Source organism: Acinetobacter sp. IK31 (genome assembly GCF_035615195.1).
Classification (GTDB): domain Bacteria; phylum Pseudomonadota; class Gammaproteobacteria; order Pseudomonadales; family Moraxellaceae; genus Acinetobacter; species Acinetobacter calcoaceticus_C.
Window position 1 is genome coordinate 205,065 of the sequence record NZ_JANBOB010000030.1, and the last position, 16,789, is coordinate 221,853.

General features: G+C 38.9%; 14 protein-coding genes. 7 read left to right on the forward strand and 7 right to left on the reverse strand.

Translation table 11 applies throughout. The features are described from left to right. The first annotated feature begins 44 nt into the window (after positions 1–44). From dacC to MSG66_RS14485, 7 genes are all read left to right on the forward strand, one after another. Positions 45–1,193 carry a D-alanyl-D-alanine carboxypeptidase PBP5/6 gene (dacC, locus tag MSG66_RS14455; RefSeq protein ID WP_042898045.1) on the forward strand — a complete coding sequence of 383 codons (1,149 nt, stop codon included), beginning with the start codon at positions 45–47 and terminating at the stop codon, positions 1,191–1,193. Between the two features lie 90 nt (positions 1,194–1,283). Beyond that, positions 1,284–1,835, forward strand: a complete 552-nt coding sequence (locus tag MSG66_RS14460) for a gamma carbonic anhydrase family protein (RefSeq protein ID WP_324654457.1) — start codon at positions 1,284–1,286, stop codon at positions 1,833–1,835. Between the two features lie 144 nt (positions 1,836–1,979). Beyond that, positions 1,980–2,468, forward strand: a complete 489-nt coding sequence (locus MSG66_RS14465) for an NUDIX hydrolase (RefSeq protein WP_324654459.1) — start codon at positions 1,980–1,982, stop codon at positions 2,466–2,468. 4 nt (positions 2,469–2,472) lie between these two features. Beyond that, on the forward strand, positions 2,473–3,606 hold the full coding sequence (mnmA, locus tag MSG66_RS14470; protein ID WP_324654460.1) for a tRNA 2-thiouridine(34) synthase MnmA: 1,134 nt from the start codon (positions 2,473–2,475) through the stop codon (positions 3,604–3,606). A 13-nt stretch (positions 3,607–3,619) separates the two neighbouring features. Beyond that, positions 3,620–4,351, forward strand: a complete 732-nt coding sequence (hflD, locus tag MSG66_RS14475) for a high frequency lysogenization protein HflD (RefSeq protein WP_004643577.1) — start codon at positions 3,620–3,622, stop codon at positions 4,349–4,351. A gap of 55 nt (positions 4,352–4,406) precedes the next feature. Further along, the gene (gene purB, locus MSG66_RS14480) at positions 4,407–5,795 is read left to right on the forward strand and encodes an adenylosuccinate lyase (protein ID WP_042898047.1); all 1,389 of its coding nucleotides are present in this window, start codon (positions 4,407–4,409) and stop codon (positions 5,793–5,795) included. Positions 5,796–5,874: 79 nt separating this feature from the next. Continuing rightward, positions 5,875–6,513, forward strand: a complete 639-nt coding sequence (locus MSG66_RS14485; RefSeq protein ID WP_324654461.1) for a DUF2238 domain-containing protein — start codon at positions 5,875–5,877, stop codon at positions 6,511–6,513. A 39-nt stretch (positions 6,514–6,552) separates the two neighbouring features. Here MSG66_RS14485 and blp2 read toward each other — a convergent pair whose 3' ends face one another. The 7 genes from blp2 to MSG66_RS14520 form a co-directional block, all read right to left on the reverse strand. Next, positions 6,553–8,736 (reverse strand): Ig-like repeat protein Blp2, encoded by a 2,184-nt coding sequence (blp2, locus tag MSG66_RS14490; protein ID WP_324654462.1) that lies wholly within the window; start codon positions 8,734–8,736, stop codon positions 6,553–6,555. Between the two features lie 254 nt (positions 8,737–8,990). Next, on the reverse strand, positions 8,991–9,953 hold the full coding sequence (sohB, locus tag MSG66_RS14495) for a protease SohB (RefSeq protein ID WP_075431488.1): 963 nt from the start codon (positions 9,951–9,953) through the stop codon (positions 8,991–8,993). 147 nt (positions 9,954–10,100) lie between these two features. Next, entirely contained in the window at positions 10,101–11,003 is a 903-nt protein-coding gene (gene pstB / locus MSG66_RS14500; RefSeq protein ID WP_042898050.1) for a phosphate ABC transporter ATP-binding protein PstB, read from the reverse strand. A gap of 13 nt (positions 11,004–11,016) precedes the next feature. Further along, positions 11,017–12,414 carry a phosphate ABC transporter permease PstA gene (gene pstA, locus MSG66_RS14505; protein ID WP_324654463.1) on the reverse strand — a complete coding sequence of 466 codons (1,398 nt, stop codon included), beginning with the start codon at positions 12,412–12,414 and terminating at the stop codon, positions 11,017–11,019. Next, positions 12,411–13,790 carry a phosphate ABC transporter permease subunit PstC gene (gene pstC, locus MSG66_RS14510; RefSeq protein WP_133972360.1) on the reverse strand — a complete coding sequence of 460 codons (1,380 nt, stop codon included), beginning with the start codon at positions 13,788–13,790 and terminating at the stop codon, positions 12,411–12,413. The genes pstA and pstC overlap by 4 nt, the downstream gene beginning before the upstream one ends. A 99-nt stretch (positions 13,791–13,889) precedes the next feature. Continuing rightward, on the reverse strand, positions 13,890–14,921 hold the full coding sequence (locus tag MSG66_RS14515; RefSeq protein WP_133972358.1) for a substrate-binding domain-containing protein: 1,032 nt from the start codon (positions 14,919–14,921) through the stop codon (positions 13,890–13,892). A gap of 476 nt (positions 14,922–15,397) precedes the next feature. After that, positions 15,398–16,777, reverse strand: a complete 1,380-nt coding sequence (locus tag MSG66_RS14520) for an amino acid permease (protein WP_262472667.1) — start codon at positions 16,775–16,777, stop codon at positions 15,398–15,400. Positions 16,778–16,789: the final 12 nt, after the last annotated feature.

Below are 16,789 nucleotides of genomic sequence, written 5' to 3' on the forward strand. Positions count from 1 at the left end.
TGCTAGGCTCTTCTGCTTCATACAAGATATTGGAATTACATAGAATGACTCGAAAAAGCGCTATTGCTGCACTACTCCTTTTGCCAAGCTTTTCTTATGCAGCAACTGTCTTATCAGCTCCGCCAGAATTAAATAATAAGTCTTATGTATTAATGGATTACGAGACAGGACAAATTCTTGCTTCTAAAAATGAAAATGAAAAGCTTGCTCCTGCTTCGATGACTAAAATGATGACCAGTTACATCATTGAACAAAAATTATTAAAAGGTGATCTGACTGAAAATGAACAGGTTCGTATGAACGAGTCTGCATGGTGTAAAGGAAGTAGCTCTGAATCATGTATGTATGTCCCTTTAAATGGTACAGCGACTGTTCTAGAAATGCTCCGTGGTATTATTATCCAGTCAGGTAATGATGCATCAAAAGCAATGGCTGAACATATTGCCGGAAATGAAGGCACTTTTGCTCACATGATGAATCAGGAAGCAAAACGTATCGGCATGGTAAATACTCAGTTTGTTAACTCGACTGGTATGCCAGCTGAAGGCCACTATTCAACTGCAAAAGATATGGCAGTTTTAGCACAACATATTATTAAAGACAGCTCAAAATATTATCCAATCTACTCTGAAAAAGAATTTACCTTTAATGGTATTAAACAAGGTAACCGTAATGCCTTGCTTTACACAGACCCAAGTGTAGATGGTTTAAAAACAGGCCATACAGATGAAGCTGGTTACTGCTTAACGACTTCAAGTAAACGCGGTCCAATGCGTTTAGTTTCAGTGATTTTTGGTACTCCAAGCATGGCTGAACGTGCAGATCAAACACGTACTTTATTGGCTTGGGGCTTTGCAAACTTTGAAACTGCAAATGTTCAACCAGCAAATCAGGTTCTTGCAAAAGCAAAAGTCTGGTTTGGTAAAGAAGATGAAGTTCAAGTGGGTTTAGCTGAAAACTTCAGTGTGACTATGCCTAAGGGTAAAGCTGACGGCATTAAAACTCAGTTAGTGGTTCAACCTAACTTAAATGCGCCACTTCAAAAGGGCCAAGTCGTGGGCAAACTTGTTGCTAGCCTTGACGGCAAAGTCATTGCTGAAAAGCCATTAGTTGCATTAAAGCCAGTTGAAGAAGCAGGTTTCTTTGCACGCTTAATCGACCATGTTAAACAATTCTTCAGTAACTTATTCTAATTTTTGAATAGTTGAATTAAGCACTCATGCTATTTAGTCTGAGTGCTTTTTTATTTTATAATTCATCTAAATTTTATGTTGATCCCTCTCATGGCAAAGAACATACGTCCTTATCTTGAACACCGCCCTCAAGTTGATACAACATGTTATATCGACGACATGGCTGTTGTAGTCGGTGAAGTCAGCTTAGCCGAAAATGTTTCTGTCTGGCCTTTTGCAGTCATTCGCGGTGACGTAAATAGCATTCAAATTGGTAAAAACAGTAATGTTCAAGACCATTGTATGTTGCATGTTAGTCATAAAAATGATGCCAAACCAAACGGTTCACCTCTCATTATTGGTGAAGACGTAACGGTTGGCCACCATGTGACTTTGCATGGCTGCACCATCGGCAACCGTGTTTTAATCGGAATCAATACCGTTGTTCTAGATGACGTGATTATTGAAGATGATGTAATGATTGGCGCGGGAAGTTTGGTTCCACCGCGTAAAGTCTTAAAAAGTGGTTATCTGTATGTAGGAAGCCCTGTACAGCAAGTGCGACCACTGACCGAAAAAGAATTAGCATTTCTTCCTTATTCGGCAAGACATTATGTAAAAGTACAAAATAATCATAAAGCGACTCAAGCAGATCAAGAGTAATTAGCTCTATAAATTGCCAGTAATAAAATTCTGATTTTTTAAACGATATGGTTTTGTAGTATTGCTCATATCGTTTAGCAGAACACCGTAGCCAAAAACCCCTAAATTTCGTATTATACGTCTTTTAAATCATGGTGCTTTTTTATGGCTGCATGGACTCCTCATGTCACTGTTGCTACAGTCGTCGAAAAAGACGGACGCTATCTTTTTGTAGAAGAACATAGTGAAGGTTTTGTACACACCGTATTTAACCAACCTGCTGGTCATGTGGAATGTGGTGAGTCATTAACACAAGCAGCCATTCGTGAAACACTTGAAGAAACGGGTCATCATGTTGAAATTGATGCCTTGCTCGGTATTTATACTTATACCCCACCCATGTTTCCGGATCGTACTTATTACCGCTTCTGTTTTCTAGCGCATGTGACTCAGGTTGAAAGTAATCCTCAACTCGATACAGATATTGTAGCTGCTGTGTGGATGACACCAGATGAGCTCAAAGAATCTGCTCGTGCCCGCAGTCCGCTCGTGCTAAAAGCAGTTGAAGATGCCATGAAAGGCCATCGTTATCCTCTATCGCTTATTTATGAGCACCCTTTCTCTCCCTCATTAACTTCTCATTTGGATGCCTAGTCCTATGCAACAACGTGTCATCGTCGGTATGTCTGGTGGTGTAGACTCTTCTGTTTCTGCAGCACTTTTACTTCAACAAGGATATCAAGTTGAAGGTCTTTTCATGAAGAACTGGGAGGAAGACGACGGCACGGAATACTGTACGGCAATGGAAGATTTAGCCGATGCTCAAGCAGTAGCTGATAAAATAGGCATTAAGCTCCACACAGCAAATTTTGCTATGGAATATTGGGATCGCGTATTTGAACTTTTCTTAGCTGAATATGCAGCTGGACGCACTCCAAACCCAGATATTTTATGTAATAAAGAAATTAAGTTCCGTGCATTTTTAGATCATGCCATAACTTTAGGTGCAGACTTTATCGCGACTGGTCATTATGCACGTCGTGGCGAAACTACATATAACTCGAAAGGCGAAGCATACGCACCGTTATTACGTGGTTTAGATAGTAATAAAGACCAAACCTATTTCTTACATGCAGTTCATGGCAAAGAAATTAATAAAACTCTATTTCCCGTAGGTGAGATCGAAAAGCCAGAAGTTCGCAGAATTGCTGAAGAACTGGATCTTGCTACAGCCAAGAAAAAAGACTCTACAGGGATCTGTTTTATTGGCGAACGTCGATTTAATGACTTCCTTAAACAATATTTACCCGCTCAACCTGGAAAAATTGTACTTGATACAGGTAAAGAAGTTGGTGAACATCACGGTCTGATGTACTATACGCTCGGTCAACGTGGCGGAATTGGTCTAGGTGGTTTGAAAGGTGCAGCGGAAGGTGCATGGTTCGTACTACATAAAGATATTGCCAATAACCGCCTCGTTATTGGTCAGGGACATGAACACCCACTCATGCAAAGCACACAGCTTTGGAGTGAGTCAATTGACTGGGTGGCCGGCGAACAGAATATTCCAGCTGAAGGTTTGCGTTGTACAGCTAAAACACGCTATCGCCAACCTGATCAGGCATGTACAGTTTTTAATGATGAAAATAGTGAACACGGTGTACGAGTTGAGTTTGATGAACCTCAGCGCGCTGTTACACCGGGTCAAAGCGTTGTATTTTATTCAGATGAAGTTTGCTTAGGCGGGGGTGTCATTCACCATACAAATGCCCCTACACCAAATTTTATTTAAGGGAATGAATGGCATGGTGGAGTTACCATTTCAACAATCACAAGCCTTGAATGTTCGCCAAAACCGTGCCCTTGCCTTGGCTGGGGTATTTCAGGCCACCCAACTCACGCATATGACAGCCCTAACGGGTCAGCAGAGTATTGGTGAAAGTGGTAACTTCTATTTTGAGCTGTTAATCAAAGCAAGTTTAAATATTCGTCCTACAGTCAACAATGGTGTTCAAACATTAGATTTTTTTAATCAGTTGGCAGATATTTCTTTAGGGCTTAAAACACTCGAAAATTGTATTACTCAACCTTTTACAAATATGCCTAAATCTCGCCTTCCCAAAATGGGCACAGCCAAGCTTCCAATGTCATACGCTATGTCACTTTTACAATTAGAAAAGAAGGTCTATAGCAACCCCGAATACGTCGCAATCATTGAAAAAGCTCAGCAAAAGATTTTAAAACAGCTTTCTTTTTTTGATAATAACTATTTACATCCAAGCATTTTAGCCAATTTGGCCCAAACCTATGTCGATACTGCTGGGCAGATAAATCCCCGCATTCTAGTTCGTGGTAATGCAGAAGCATTTAAAGATACCAACCACACTAACCGCATCCGTGCTTGTTTATTTACTGGCTTGCAGATGGCCCATTTATGGCGACAACTCGGTGGTAGTTCGTGGAACATGATTTTTAGCAAGCGTAAATTGCTACAAGATATTCAAGCACTTGCTCGTTTACAGTACCAAGTCATCTAAGACTGTAAAGAGATTATTTTTGGTTTTATGTTTATTCCAACATTAAGGAATCGTTATGAACGCTTTAACCGCACTATCACCATTAGATGGACGTTATGCCAGCAAATGTGATGCGCTACGCCCTTTTCTTTCTGAGTTTGGTTTAATTCATGCTCGTGTCACTGTAGAAGTGCGTTGGTTACAAGCGCTTTCTAACCGTCCAGAAATTGTTGAAGTTGCTCCTTTTTCAAATGAAACAAATGCAGCTTTAGATGCCATTGTTAGCAATTTTTCTGAAGAAGATGCAAACCGTATTAAAGAAATTGAACGTACAACGAACCATGATGTAAAAGCTGTTGAATATTTCTTAAAAGAGAAAATTGCAGGTATTACTGAATTACAAAACGCGGGTGAATTTATTCACTTTGCATGTACATCAGAAGACATCAACAACTTGTCTCATGCATTGATGCTTAAAAACGGCCGTGAGGTTTTAGTATCAAGCATGAAGCAAATTTTAAATGCGATCTCTGCTTTAGCAACGACTCATGCTGAACAACCAATGTTGTCACGTACGCACGGTCAAACGGCTAGCCCAACAACTTTGGGTAAAGAAATGGCGAACGTTGCATACCGTTTAGCTCGCCAAATCAAACAATTTGAAAATGTTGAGCTACTAGGCAAAATCAACGGCGCTGTAGGTAACTACAATGCTCACCTTTCTGCTTATCCAGATGTTGACTGGGCTGCGCATGCTCAAGCTTTTGTGGAATCTTTAGGTTTAGCATTCAACCCGTACACGACACAAATCGAGCCACATGACTACATGGCAGAGTTGTTTGATGCCCTACGTCGCTTCAACACGATTTTAATCGACTTTAACCGTGACGTATGGGGTTACATCTCTTTAGGTTACTTCAAACAAAGATTAAAAGATGGTGAAGTTGGTTCTTCAACTATGCCACACAAAGTTAACCCAATTGACTTTGAAAACTCTGAAGGTAACTTAGGTATTGCAAATGCCGTATTAGCTCACTTAGGCGAAAAATTACCAATTTCTCGCTGGCAGCGTGACTTAACTGACTCGACTGTACTTCGTAATATGGGTGTTGGTTTTGCGCAAAGTTTAATTGCTTTTGATGCTTGTCTAAAAGGTGTTGGTAAACTTGAGCTCAATGCAAACCGTTTACTTGAAGATCTTGACCAAGCTCAAGAAGTGTTAGCAGAGCCAATTCAAACTGTTATGCGTCGCTATAACGTTGAAAAGCCATATGAAAAGTTAAAAGCATTAACTCGTGGTCAAGCAATGACTCGCGACATGATGGTTAACTTCGTAAATGGTGATGAACTTTCTCAAGTACCAAGCGAAGAACGTGCGCGTTTAGCTGAACTTACTCCTGCAACTTATACAGGTAATGCAGCAGAACAAGCAAAACAAATTAACGATTTAATTAGCAAAATCTAATTAAAAAGTTTATAAAAAGCGGAGCTTAGGCTTCGCTTTTTTATTACACTAATATAAATCACAATAAAGCCTTTATAAAATGATCGAAAAACAATTCAAGCTTAAACACTATATTGCTCTTAGTCTTATTTTTATTGCCATTATACTGTCAGGCATTCAGCCCCTTGAATTTGAAGCTTACTTACTTCATCAGGTGGGAACTGTTTTTATGTTGGTTTTACTATTTATTATTTTTAAAAAGATTGGCCTCGATTTTTTAAGCTTTTCTCTCTACTTACTATTTTTACTGATTCACATTATCGGCGCACATTACCTGTATTCATACGTTCCTTACAATGACTGGATTCAACAGATATTCCATTTTAATCTAGATCAATACATGGGGTGGTCCCGCAATATGTATGATCGTTTAGTTCATCTTGCCTATGGTGTTTTGCTCTACCCTCTTATTTATCGAGTTTTTCAGGTTTGGTTGCCTACCGCACGACCTTTTACTTTGTTTTTACTGGTGATTCAATTTGTGATGGCATCGAGTGTTTTCTATGAGCTCATTGAATGGGCAATTGCGATTGGTTTATCTCCAGAAGAAGCCGAAAATTATAATGGGCAACAAGGCGATATGTGGGATGCCCATAAAGATATGCTGTTAGCAACTATTGGAGCAATAATCTATGGAGTTGCTGCTCTTATAAAAACACCTAAAATAAATCATTCATAAATAAAAAAGCGCTCAATGAGCGCTTTTTTTAAAGGATATTTAAACTACTGGATAAGTTTGATCTAAAAGATTTGATAAAACTGAAGAAGTCGCATTTGGTAGAAGTTGATCTAGATTGGTTGTGATATCACTAGCTGTGTTATTTACATCGCTCTGCTCATTCACCACAGGTTTAGACTCTGTTGCAGATAAAAGTTTTGCGATCGGGTCTGAATCATTAGATGCAGAATTTTTTAATAAATCATCTAATGACACAGATTTCTGCTGCTGGTTATGGGTTTCATTCGTTGTGCTTTGTACTAACTTTAATGTATTTAAGCCAACGCTATCAGCAACAGATACAGTTTCTACATGAGCAGTGTCAACTGCTGCATCACTTAAACTCGCAGTCTTTGGCGCGACTACATAAAAGGTAAATGGCGAACTGACTTCACTCGTAAGTCCTGCTGCATCTGTCTGAGTCAAAGTAATCGTATGCTTTCCAAGGGCTAAATCTTTATCAAGACTAAACGTCCACGATCTACCACTACTTACGGTCACAATTCCAATAGCAACGCCATTATCATAAATAGTGAGCGTGGCATTTGCCTCACCTGATCCCGTAAGTTTTGGTCTGGCATCATCTGTTTCAGAACCAGCTGTAATCGCCCCTTTTAAAGCTCCCACATCATCATCCACACTATTTAAGACAGGTTTGATAGGAGGCGTAGTATCTTTAGTGCCGATAATATCAAGAACATCAGATTTATTTCCGGCACTATCAATAGCTGATACAGAGGCATGCTTATTATCAGTTAAGGCTGGTGAAATAGAAATTGTAAATTTCCCATCTGCACCAGCGGTTCCACTACCAATAACCTTGCCGCTTAAATCTTTAACTTCAATTTTTGCATTAGCTTCTGCTGTGCCTGTTACTGTTGTACCATCAGCATTAATTTGAGCTACTGGTTTATCAGGTGCAATAGAGTCATAATTTGGAGAAATTTCTAAAGGTTTAGAAGTATTTCCTGCTGCATCTTCAACAACAATAGTAGCCTTCTGTGCATCTTTTAATGCAGGAGAAAGTGTAATTTGAAACTCACCTTGAGCATTTGCCGTACCAGTTCCGATCACTTTACCATCAGCATCTTTGATTTGAACCTTTGCATTGGCTTCAGTTTTGCCTTCAACTGTTGTGCCTTCTTTATTCACTTCTACTAAAGGCGCATCTGGAGCAAAGGTATCCTTTCCTGCAATTATTTTACTTGGCTCAGATTTATTGCCAGCCGCATCTTCTGCAACCACCTTACCACCTGTGTCACTCGTCAAGGGCGGAGTAAGTTTTAAAGAAAAGATCCCATCTTTATTCGCAGTTACAGTTCCTAATACTTTATCAGCGGCATCATATACAGTAATTTTTGCATTCGCTTCAGCTTTACCTGTTACTAATGAACCATCTTCACTAAGCTGAGCTTGTGGAGCATCTGGAGCAATTGTATCTTTTGCACCTGTAATAGCAGCACCACTAGACTCTTTACCGCCCCCATTTTGAGCAGAAACATTTAATTTATTTCCATCTGTCAAAGGCTTGTCTAACTTGATAGTAAAATTACCACTTGCATCTGCAACACCAGAGGCTACCGTATTTCCAGCAATATCTTTAATATAAATTTTTACATTAGCTTCTGCCTTACCAGTAACCGTAACAGCATCATCTGCAAGTTTTAAATCTGTTGGTTTCGCAGTGTTTGGGACATCAACAGGTGAATCATCTTTGTCATCGTTATCAAAAGCCCAAAGATATAAACCTTCAGCAGCTAAAACTGCTAAGCCTACTTTTAGCACGTTACCCATCGAAAAAGTTGGAGAATCATCAACTGCCATTGTTGAGGCTGGCTGGCTAGTGCTTGTGTAGGCTAAATCTGTGACATGGTTTAGACCTGTATAATCTATAACCTTACCTTGTGCATCAAATTGTGCTTCAACAAATTTTCCATGTTCAGTTGGAAAAACAAGTGAATGGTCTGTTGTATTCGTTGCTTCATTAAAGAAATTTTCTAAAACAAGGGTTTCTCCATTTTTTAAATGGATGACTAGACTGCCCCCCTGCTTTTCCATTGATGCTATATCTTTTTGACTAATACCAATTTGAATAATAGAAGGTTTACTTAACACAACTTTATTGAGCTGACCATCTTGCAGAACGTCCAAACCCTCTTTGGATGCCACAATTATTCTTGTCATTATTTCCTATCCTGAATTTCAGTTATATTTTTAAATGTCTAACTTTTTAAATGATTCATCTAAAAGCTATTTTATTGATGTTTAAAATATCAAAACCATTGGTTTATCACAATTCAAAAAGTATATTTATCAATAATTATTTTTGAATTTTTATTAAAAAGTTAGAGATATTTTAAAAACTGGATTTATTTATTAATTCAATAAAAAACCAGCCTATTAAGCTGGTTTTTTATCAAAATGTGAATCACAAAAACTTATAATTTTGGATCACGCACCTGCACAAGAGTTGTATTTGCTTTTGCAAGGCTTTCCATCACTTTGCTCATCACAGCTGGAATCAAGCTATCTGCCATTTGTGCCGCTTGCAAACCCAACTTTTCACCTAAGGTTGCTTTCTTACGAGTGTTAATCACATAGACATCATGCTGTGCTAATAACGCTAATAGATACTCATCAGATGTTTGTAATTTATCAACAAGGTTGAGATTAAGCGCATCTTCACCGTACCAATGTTCACCTGTAGCGACTTTATCAACATTAAGCTGTGGTCGATACTTTTCAACAAAGTGCTTAAATAACACATGAGTTTGTTGAAGCTCTTCTTCGAACTTCGCTTTACCTTCAGGGGTGTTTTCGCCAAACATAGTTACAGTACGCTTATACTGCCCTGCTGTGTAAAGCTCAAAATCAACATTATGTTGTTTTAAAAGACGATTAAAATTTGGAACCTGAGCAACTACACCAATTGAACCAACAATAGCAAATGGTGCTGTAATAATTTCATTTGCGATACATGCCATCATATAGCCGCCACTTGCTGCCACTTTGTCTACACAGATGGTCAGATGGAAGCCTGCATCGCGTAAGCGCACCAATTGAGCTGCTGCTAGACCATAGCCATGTACCATGCCTCCTGGGCTTTCAAGGCGAACAACAACGCGGTCACGCCCTGCTTTAGCAGTTGCTAAAATGAGAGTAATTTCTTCTCGTATATTTTCAACCGCTGAAGCTTGAATATCCCCCTTAAAATCTAAGACAAAGATTTTCTGATTATTTTTACGGCGAATTTTAGCTTCTTTAGCAAGTTGTTGAGCCAATTGTAAAAGTTCTAAACGGCTTGCAGTGGTTTGTGCAATTTTTTTTCTCTGTTCATTTACACGTGCATTTAAGTGACTAACACGTATTTCTGCAGGGAGTTTAGGCAAATGGAATAACATAAAATTCTAAGCTCATAAGTTATCTTTTATAGCCTTAAGATGTGGTCCTTTTGATTAAAATTCAATAGCGTTTTTGCAAAATAGAGTCATTTTCATTTATAAAATAAAAAAAAGAGCACATGGCTCTTTTTTTGTCTTAATTATTAATTAACCGAATCGTCCAGTAATATAAGCTTCTGTCAACTGATGATCAGGTTGAGTAAAGACTTTTTCAGTTGAGTTGACTTCAATCAAATCACCTAAATGGAAGTAAGCAGTACGATCCGAAACACGCGCCGCTTGTTGCATTGAGTGCGTCACAATTACAATTGTATATTGCTCTGATAAATCAGAAATCAATTCTTCAATTTTTGCTGTTGCGATTGGGTCGAGTGCAGAACACGGCTCATCCATCAAAATCACTTCAGGACTTACTGCAATAGTACGTGCAATACATAAACGTTGTTGCTGACCACCCGACAAACCAGTACCCGGTTGATTCAAACGATCTTTCACTTCTTCCCATAAACCCGCTTTACGCAAGCTATTTTCAACAATTTCTTCTAGATCATATTTATCACGTGCTAGACCATGAAGTTTAGGGCCATACGCCACGTTATCAAAAATAGTTTTAGGGAACGGATTCGGCTTCTGGAATACCATTCCCACTTGAGCACGTAATAATACGACATCAAGATTTGGATCATAAATATTGTGGTTATCGAGTGTAATCTTACCTGTTACACGACAACCATCAATGGTGTCATTCATGCGGTTTATCGTACGAAGAAAGGTAGATTTACCACAACCTGACGGTCCAATAAAGGCAATAACTTCGTTTTGGTAAATATCGAGATCAATGCCCTTAATCGCTTCAACATCACCATAATAAACATGGGCATCTTGTGCACTAATTTTGATTTCGGTTGAGTTCTGCTTTTTTGAAGTTTGTGGTTCAAAATGCGAAACATACGAAGTGCCATGATTTTGCGATTTATCTGTAAATTGAGATTGTTCAGTGTTCACTAACTTATCCTTTTCTAAGGAATTCGTAATATCAATAGTATTCATGATTTATCCTCTATTACCAACGCACTTCGAACTTTTTACGTAACCAAATTGCAAGACTGTTTAAACCAATCATTAATGCAAGGAGTACGATAATCGCAGCGGCAGTACGGCCTTCGAAGAAGTTACGCAACTCATTACCTTGCCATAAGTAAACTTGGACAGGTAAAGCGGTTGCTTGATCAAATGGAGTTGTAGGAATACTTGCAACGAATGCACTCATTCCAATTAAAAGTAAAGGTGCAGTTTCACCAAGTGCATGAGCAACGCCAATAATTGCGCCGGTCATAATGCCTGGCAAAGCTAATGGTAAAACGTGGTGGAAAATGGTCTGAAATTTAGAAGCACCCAAACCAAGTGCAGCTTGTCGAATAGAAGGTGGTACTGCTTTTAATGAAGCACGAGTGGTAATAATGACTGTCGGTAGCGTCATTAAACTCAACACTAAACCACCTACCAGTGGAGCAGATAGAGGCAAATGCATCCAACCAATAAAAATCGCCGCACCGAGTAAACCAAACACAATTGAAGGAACAGCAGCAAGGTTATTGATATTGACTTCAATAATGTCTGTAAGAATATTTTTTGGAGCAAATTCTTCAAGATAGATTGCGCTGGCAACACCAATCGGAATTGCAATAATGATCACAATTAGCATCATAAACAACGAGCCCATAAACGCACCCGCAAGACCACTAATTGCTGGTGAACTACGAGAGTCTGGGTTCTTAAATAAGTTCATATTAAATGTACTTTCAAGAACACCTTTTGCTTTTAGCTCGTCTGCAAGTTTACGCACTTCAGGTCCAAGTTGCTGTTGCTCATCTGGCAATGAACGGTCAATATTACCTTTTAACCAGACATCAACATTGGCATCGCCCAAGAAATTAAGATTTTCTTTCTTACCAATTAATGATGGGTCCGCAAAAACCATATCACGTAAACGATAAGCTTCTGAGCTCGCATAAAGACTGCTTAAGTAATCACGTTGGTCAGCAAGTGCAGGGTCTTTAGCAATCATTCCATTTACAATAATGCCGTCCCAATCCACCATACCCATTTTGGTTTGCCAATCGATATAGCGCTCTTGATAATGTGCAGGTGTTTCCCCCTGCCCACGAACAGGTACCGGACCTGCATCAATCACTTTCGGATCAAAGTAAATTGGAATATTCATGCTGGTTTGCCAAAAAGCAGGTAAACCTTTTGCCAAAATACTGCTAAACAATAGTGCAACGAATGCAAGTCCAATTACGACTGCCGAGAAACCAGCATAACGAAAAGCTTTTTCTTTACGATGACGCTTAGCCAAAGATTTTTCGATGACCTGTTTACGTCGTTCACGTGATTCAGCAGCAGCTTTTGGATCAAATACGTTCTGATCCATAGGAGATGATGTATTTGATGTACTCATTCGTATTGCTCACGGTATTTACGCACAATGTACAGTGCAACAATGTTTAAGCATAAGGTAATCACAAATAGTGTTAGACCTAACGCGAATGCAACCAAAGCTTGTGGGCTGGCAAAGTCAGTATCACCAGTTAACTGTTTTACGATCGTAACGGTCACTGTCGAAACAGCTTCAAATGGATTTGCATGTAAAAGTGGGCTGTTCCCTGCGGCCAAAACCACGATCATGGTTTCCCCTACGGCGCGAGAGACAGCTAGTAAAAATGCGCCCGTAATACCTGGTAATGCAGCAGGTAAAACGACTTGACGAATTGTTTCAGACTTAGTTGCTCCAAGTCCTAAAGAACCATCACGTAAAGCACGAGGTACTTGGGTAATAATGTCGTCTGATAAAGAAGAAACAAACGGAATAATCATAATCCCCATTACGAAACCAGCAGTCAAAGCACTGGTCGCGTTAATTTCAAGGCCAACGTAAGCACCAGCTGCCTTGAAAAATGGCCCAATAACCATCATGGCAAAAACACCATAAACGATTGTTGGAATACCGGCTAAAACTTCAATTGCTGGTTTTGCCCATGAGCGTAACCAAGGAGAAGCATATTCAGCTAAATAAATAGCAATCATTAATCCAATGGGTACGGCAACTAATAAAGCAATGCCGCTGACCATGAGCGTGCCCCAAAGTAATGGCAGTAAACCATAACTGCCTTCAACATTACCTGAAGTACTAAAGCCTGGGTTCCACTCTGTCCCGAAGAAGAAATCAAGCGGACTTACAAAACGGAAAAAGTGCATTGCTTCGCCAAACATCGACATCACAATACCGATGGTTGTCAAAATCGCAACACCAGAACATAAAATCAAAGCAACATTAATGGCACGTTCAACTTGGTTACGCGCACGATATTGTTGATTAATTTTTTTCTTCGCCCAAACCAAACCCAATAAAGCTGCACAAACGACAACAGCAAATTTGGCAAAAGAGCCAATGGTTTGAAATTTTGCGAACTGTTGAGCAGCAGCTAACTCATAGGCTGCCGGTTTATCACTCACCCCAAAACCAGAAGCAATCGCTTGAACACGATCAACTAATACACTTCTGCCAGCTTCATCAAGTGAAGCACTTACGGTCGCGGGAATATTATTAAAAATAATATGGTTTAAAACACTTGGTTCAACCAAGCTCCAAATGATCAAAATTAAAAAAGCAGGGATACCGCACCAAAGCCCAACCAGTGCACCATAATAACCAGGACGAGAATGTAACGTCGCCGAGTTGCTTCCCTTACCTGCTAGGCTACGGCTCTTTCTCAGCCCAAGTTGATATGCGATTGCCACAAGGGCTAACAACACACCGATAAGTAGCAGATTCATGTACTCTCCACTGTTTTCTCAATTGTCATAATTTGGAAAAACAAGTTAGACAAAAAGGCTGATGAACTCTCAAGATCACCAGCCCCTATTCAAACTAACTTATTTAACAGTTTTACCTGCTTTAAAGTCAGCCAATACTTTTGCACGTTCAGCATCAGACATTGCGATTAAGCCATCACGTTCAGCTTTAGAACCTTTACCTGTTGCTTTTTTGCTTACGAAATATTCTACATATTGCGGTAAGCCTTTAACTGATTTTAAATGCTCGCCTTTCACGTAGAAGAACAATGGACGAGACACAGGATATGTACCGTTCAAAACTGTTTTCTCAGAAGGAACAACATTGTTTACTGTTGCTACACGTAACTTGTCACGGTTCATATCATAGAAACTTAGACCAAACACGCCCACTGCACTTGGAGAGGTCTTTAAGCGGGCCAATGTTTCTGTGTAGTCACCAGCAATTTCAATTACGCGGCCATCTTTACGGAAAGTAGAACATGCTTTCTTCTGAGCATCTTTATCTAGGCTCTTGAAGTATTCATACGATTCGCAACCAGCTTCGACCATTTTCTCTTGGAAAACTTCACGTGTACCGTGGTTAGAAGCAGGAATAACAAGTGTAATTGGTTCATTTGGAAGTGATTTATCAATCTGGTTCCAATTTGTGTATGGGTTTGGAACCAACTTACCTTTTGAAGGTAGTTGTGCAGATAAAGCTGCAAATACATGGTAAGGTTTTAATTTATAAGCTGCTTTGTTTGAGCTAGACGCAAATACAATACCGTCATAACCAATTTTAATTTCTTGAATTTGTTTTACACCAGCTTTGTTACAAGCTTCAATTTCAGTGCTTTTAATTTTACGAGAAGAGTTAGCAACGTCGATAGTGTTGTCACCCACACCTTGACAGAATTGTTTTAAACCAGCAGAAGAACCGCCAGAACCAACTACAGGAGTTTTAAATTGAGGGAATGTATTACCGAACTCTTCAGCTACAACGCTGGCAAATGGTAGTACAGTTGAAGAACCAGCAATTTGAATCGTATCACGAGCTGCATTTGCAGTCGTTGTTACAGCTGCCCCAGTTACTGCTAACGCAATTGCGATTTGACGTGGATTTAAGCGCATTCTGTTCTCTCTCATTAATGCAATAGGTTGTACGTCACTTTTTGTTGAGTGCTTGTACGCTCTTCGATAGCTGCATTGTGAATAGAAAATATGACAATTAAGTTACAGTATGATGACGCTTTAATGATTTCGATATTGTTAATTATCTGATTACTATTTTTTATCTATTATCAAATATTTAATTCAACGCGAGCGGGTATTTTACCCTATATATTAGTCTGTATTATGACACTGATTAAAAATATAGAATTTAATAATTCATAAAATATAAAACCAAAATATATTATAAACATTTTAAAAATCTATTATTTAACTCTATTTTTACTTTTACGAATAATAATAATTTTATGACTAAAATTTTTATTAAATATGGTAAGAAATAATAATTTCTTTGTAACATGAAAATAATATGACAAAAGATAAACGGTTACCTACTTTAAGTCAGGTAACCGCAATATCATTGTAAATTTAGTGAATTAATTCGATTGTACTTCTGGCATCACTACCATTTTTTTACGATATTTTAAGAAATACATCAGTGCTAAAAAAGCGAGCCAAATTGGGCCTAAAATAACAGCCAATCTCATATCTGGCGTCATTGCCATAATGATAAGAATAAAGCATACAAAGCTAATGGTTAAATAATTACTCCATGGGCTAAGAATACTTTTAAATTTGGTTTGATGTTTTTGCAGTTTCATTGCTTTAGTAAATTTCAAATGAGTCACTGAAATCATAAGCCAGTTAATGACAAGTGCAGCCACAACGAGCATCATAAAGAGCTGAAAAGCTTGGCCAGGAATGAGGTAATTTACGACCACACATATTGCTGTGATTGATGCAGAAAGAACTGCGGCTGGAACTGGAATACCACGGCTGTTTACTTTTTTCAAAATTGCCGGAGCATTACCCTGCTCTGCTAAACCATGCAACATACGGCTATTACAATAAATGCAACTGTTATAAACCGAAATAGCAGCAATCAAAACCACAAAGTTTAAAACGTTCGCAACGCCATTACTATTTAATGACTGGAAAATCATTACAAATGGACTACCGCCTTCTGCAACCATATTCCAAGGGTAAAGGCACAGTAAGATTCCAATCGCACCGATATAGAAAATTAAAATACGATAAACAATCTGGTTCACTGCTTTTGGAATGGTTGTTTCAGGTTTTTTAGTTTCAGCCGCAGCAATACCAATTAACTCTAAACCACCAAATGCAAACATAATGACAGCCAAAGCCATGACAAAACCATGAATCCCGTGTGGGAAGAAACCACCGTGTTGCCATAAATTTGCAATACCTGCTTGTGGGCCAGCAGAGCCTGTAAATAAGAGATAAGTACCAAAACCAATCATGCTTAAAATTGCAACAATCTTAATGCAGGAAAATAAGAATTCGGATTCCCCAAAAAAGCGGACATTCACCAAGTTAATGCCGTTAATTAAAATAAAGAAAAATAAAGCAGTCAGCCAAGTGGGAATTTCAGGCCACCAAAACTGAATGAAGGTTCCAATTGCACTGAGTTCAGCCATGCTCACCAGTACATATAACACCCAATAGTTCCAGCCAGACATAAAACCAGCCATTTTGCCCCAGTACTTATTGGCAAAATAACTAAATGAACCACTTACAGGTTCTTCAACAACCATTTCACCTAAATGACGCATAATTAAAAAAGCGATAATTCCAGCAATTGCATATCCTAATAAAATTGAAGGACCTGCCAGTTTAATCGTTTGAGAAAGACCTAAAAACAACCCTGTTCCGATCGCGCCTCCGAGTGCGATGAGTTGAATATGCCGATTGGATAAGCCTTGTTTTAACTCGTGCTTATTATTTGCATCCATAACGTTATCTCC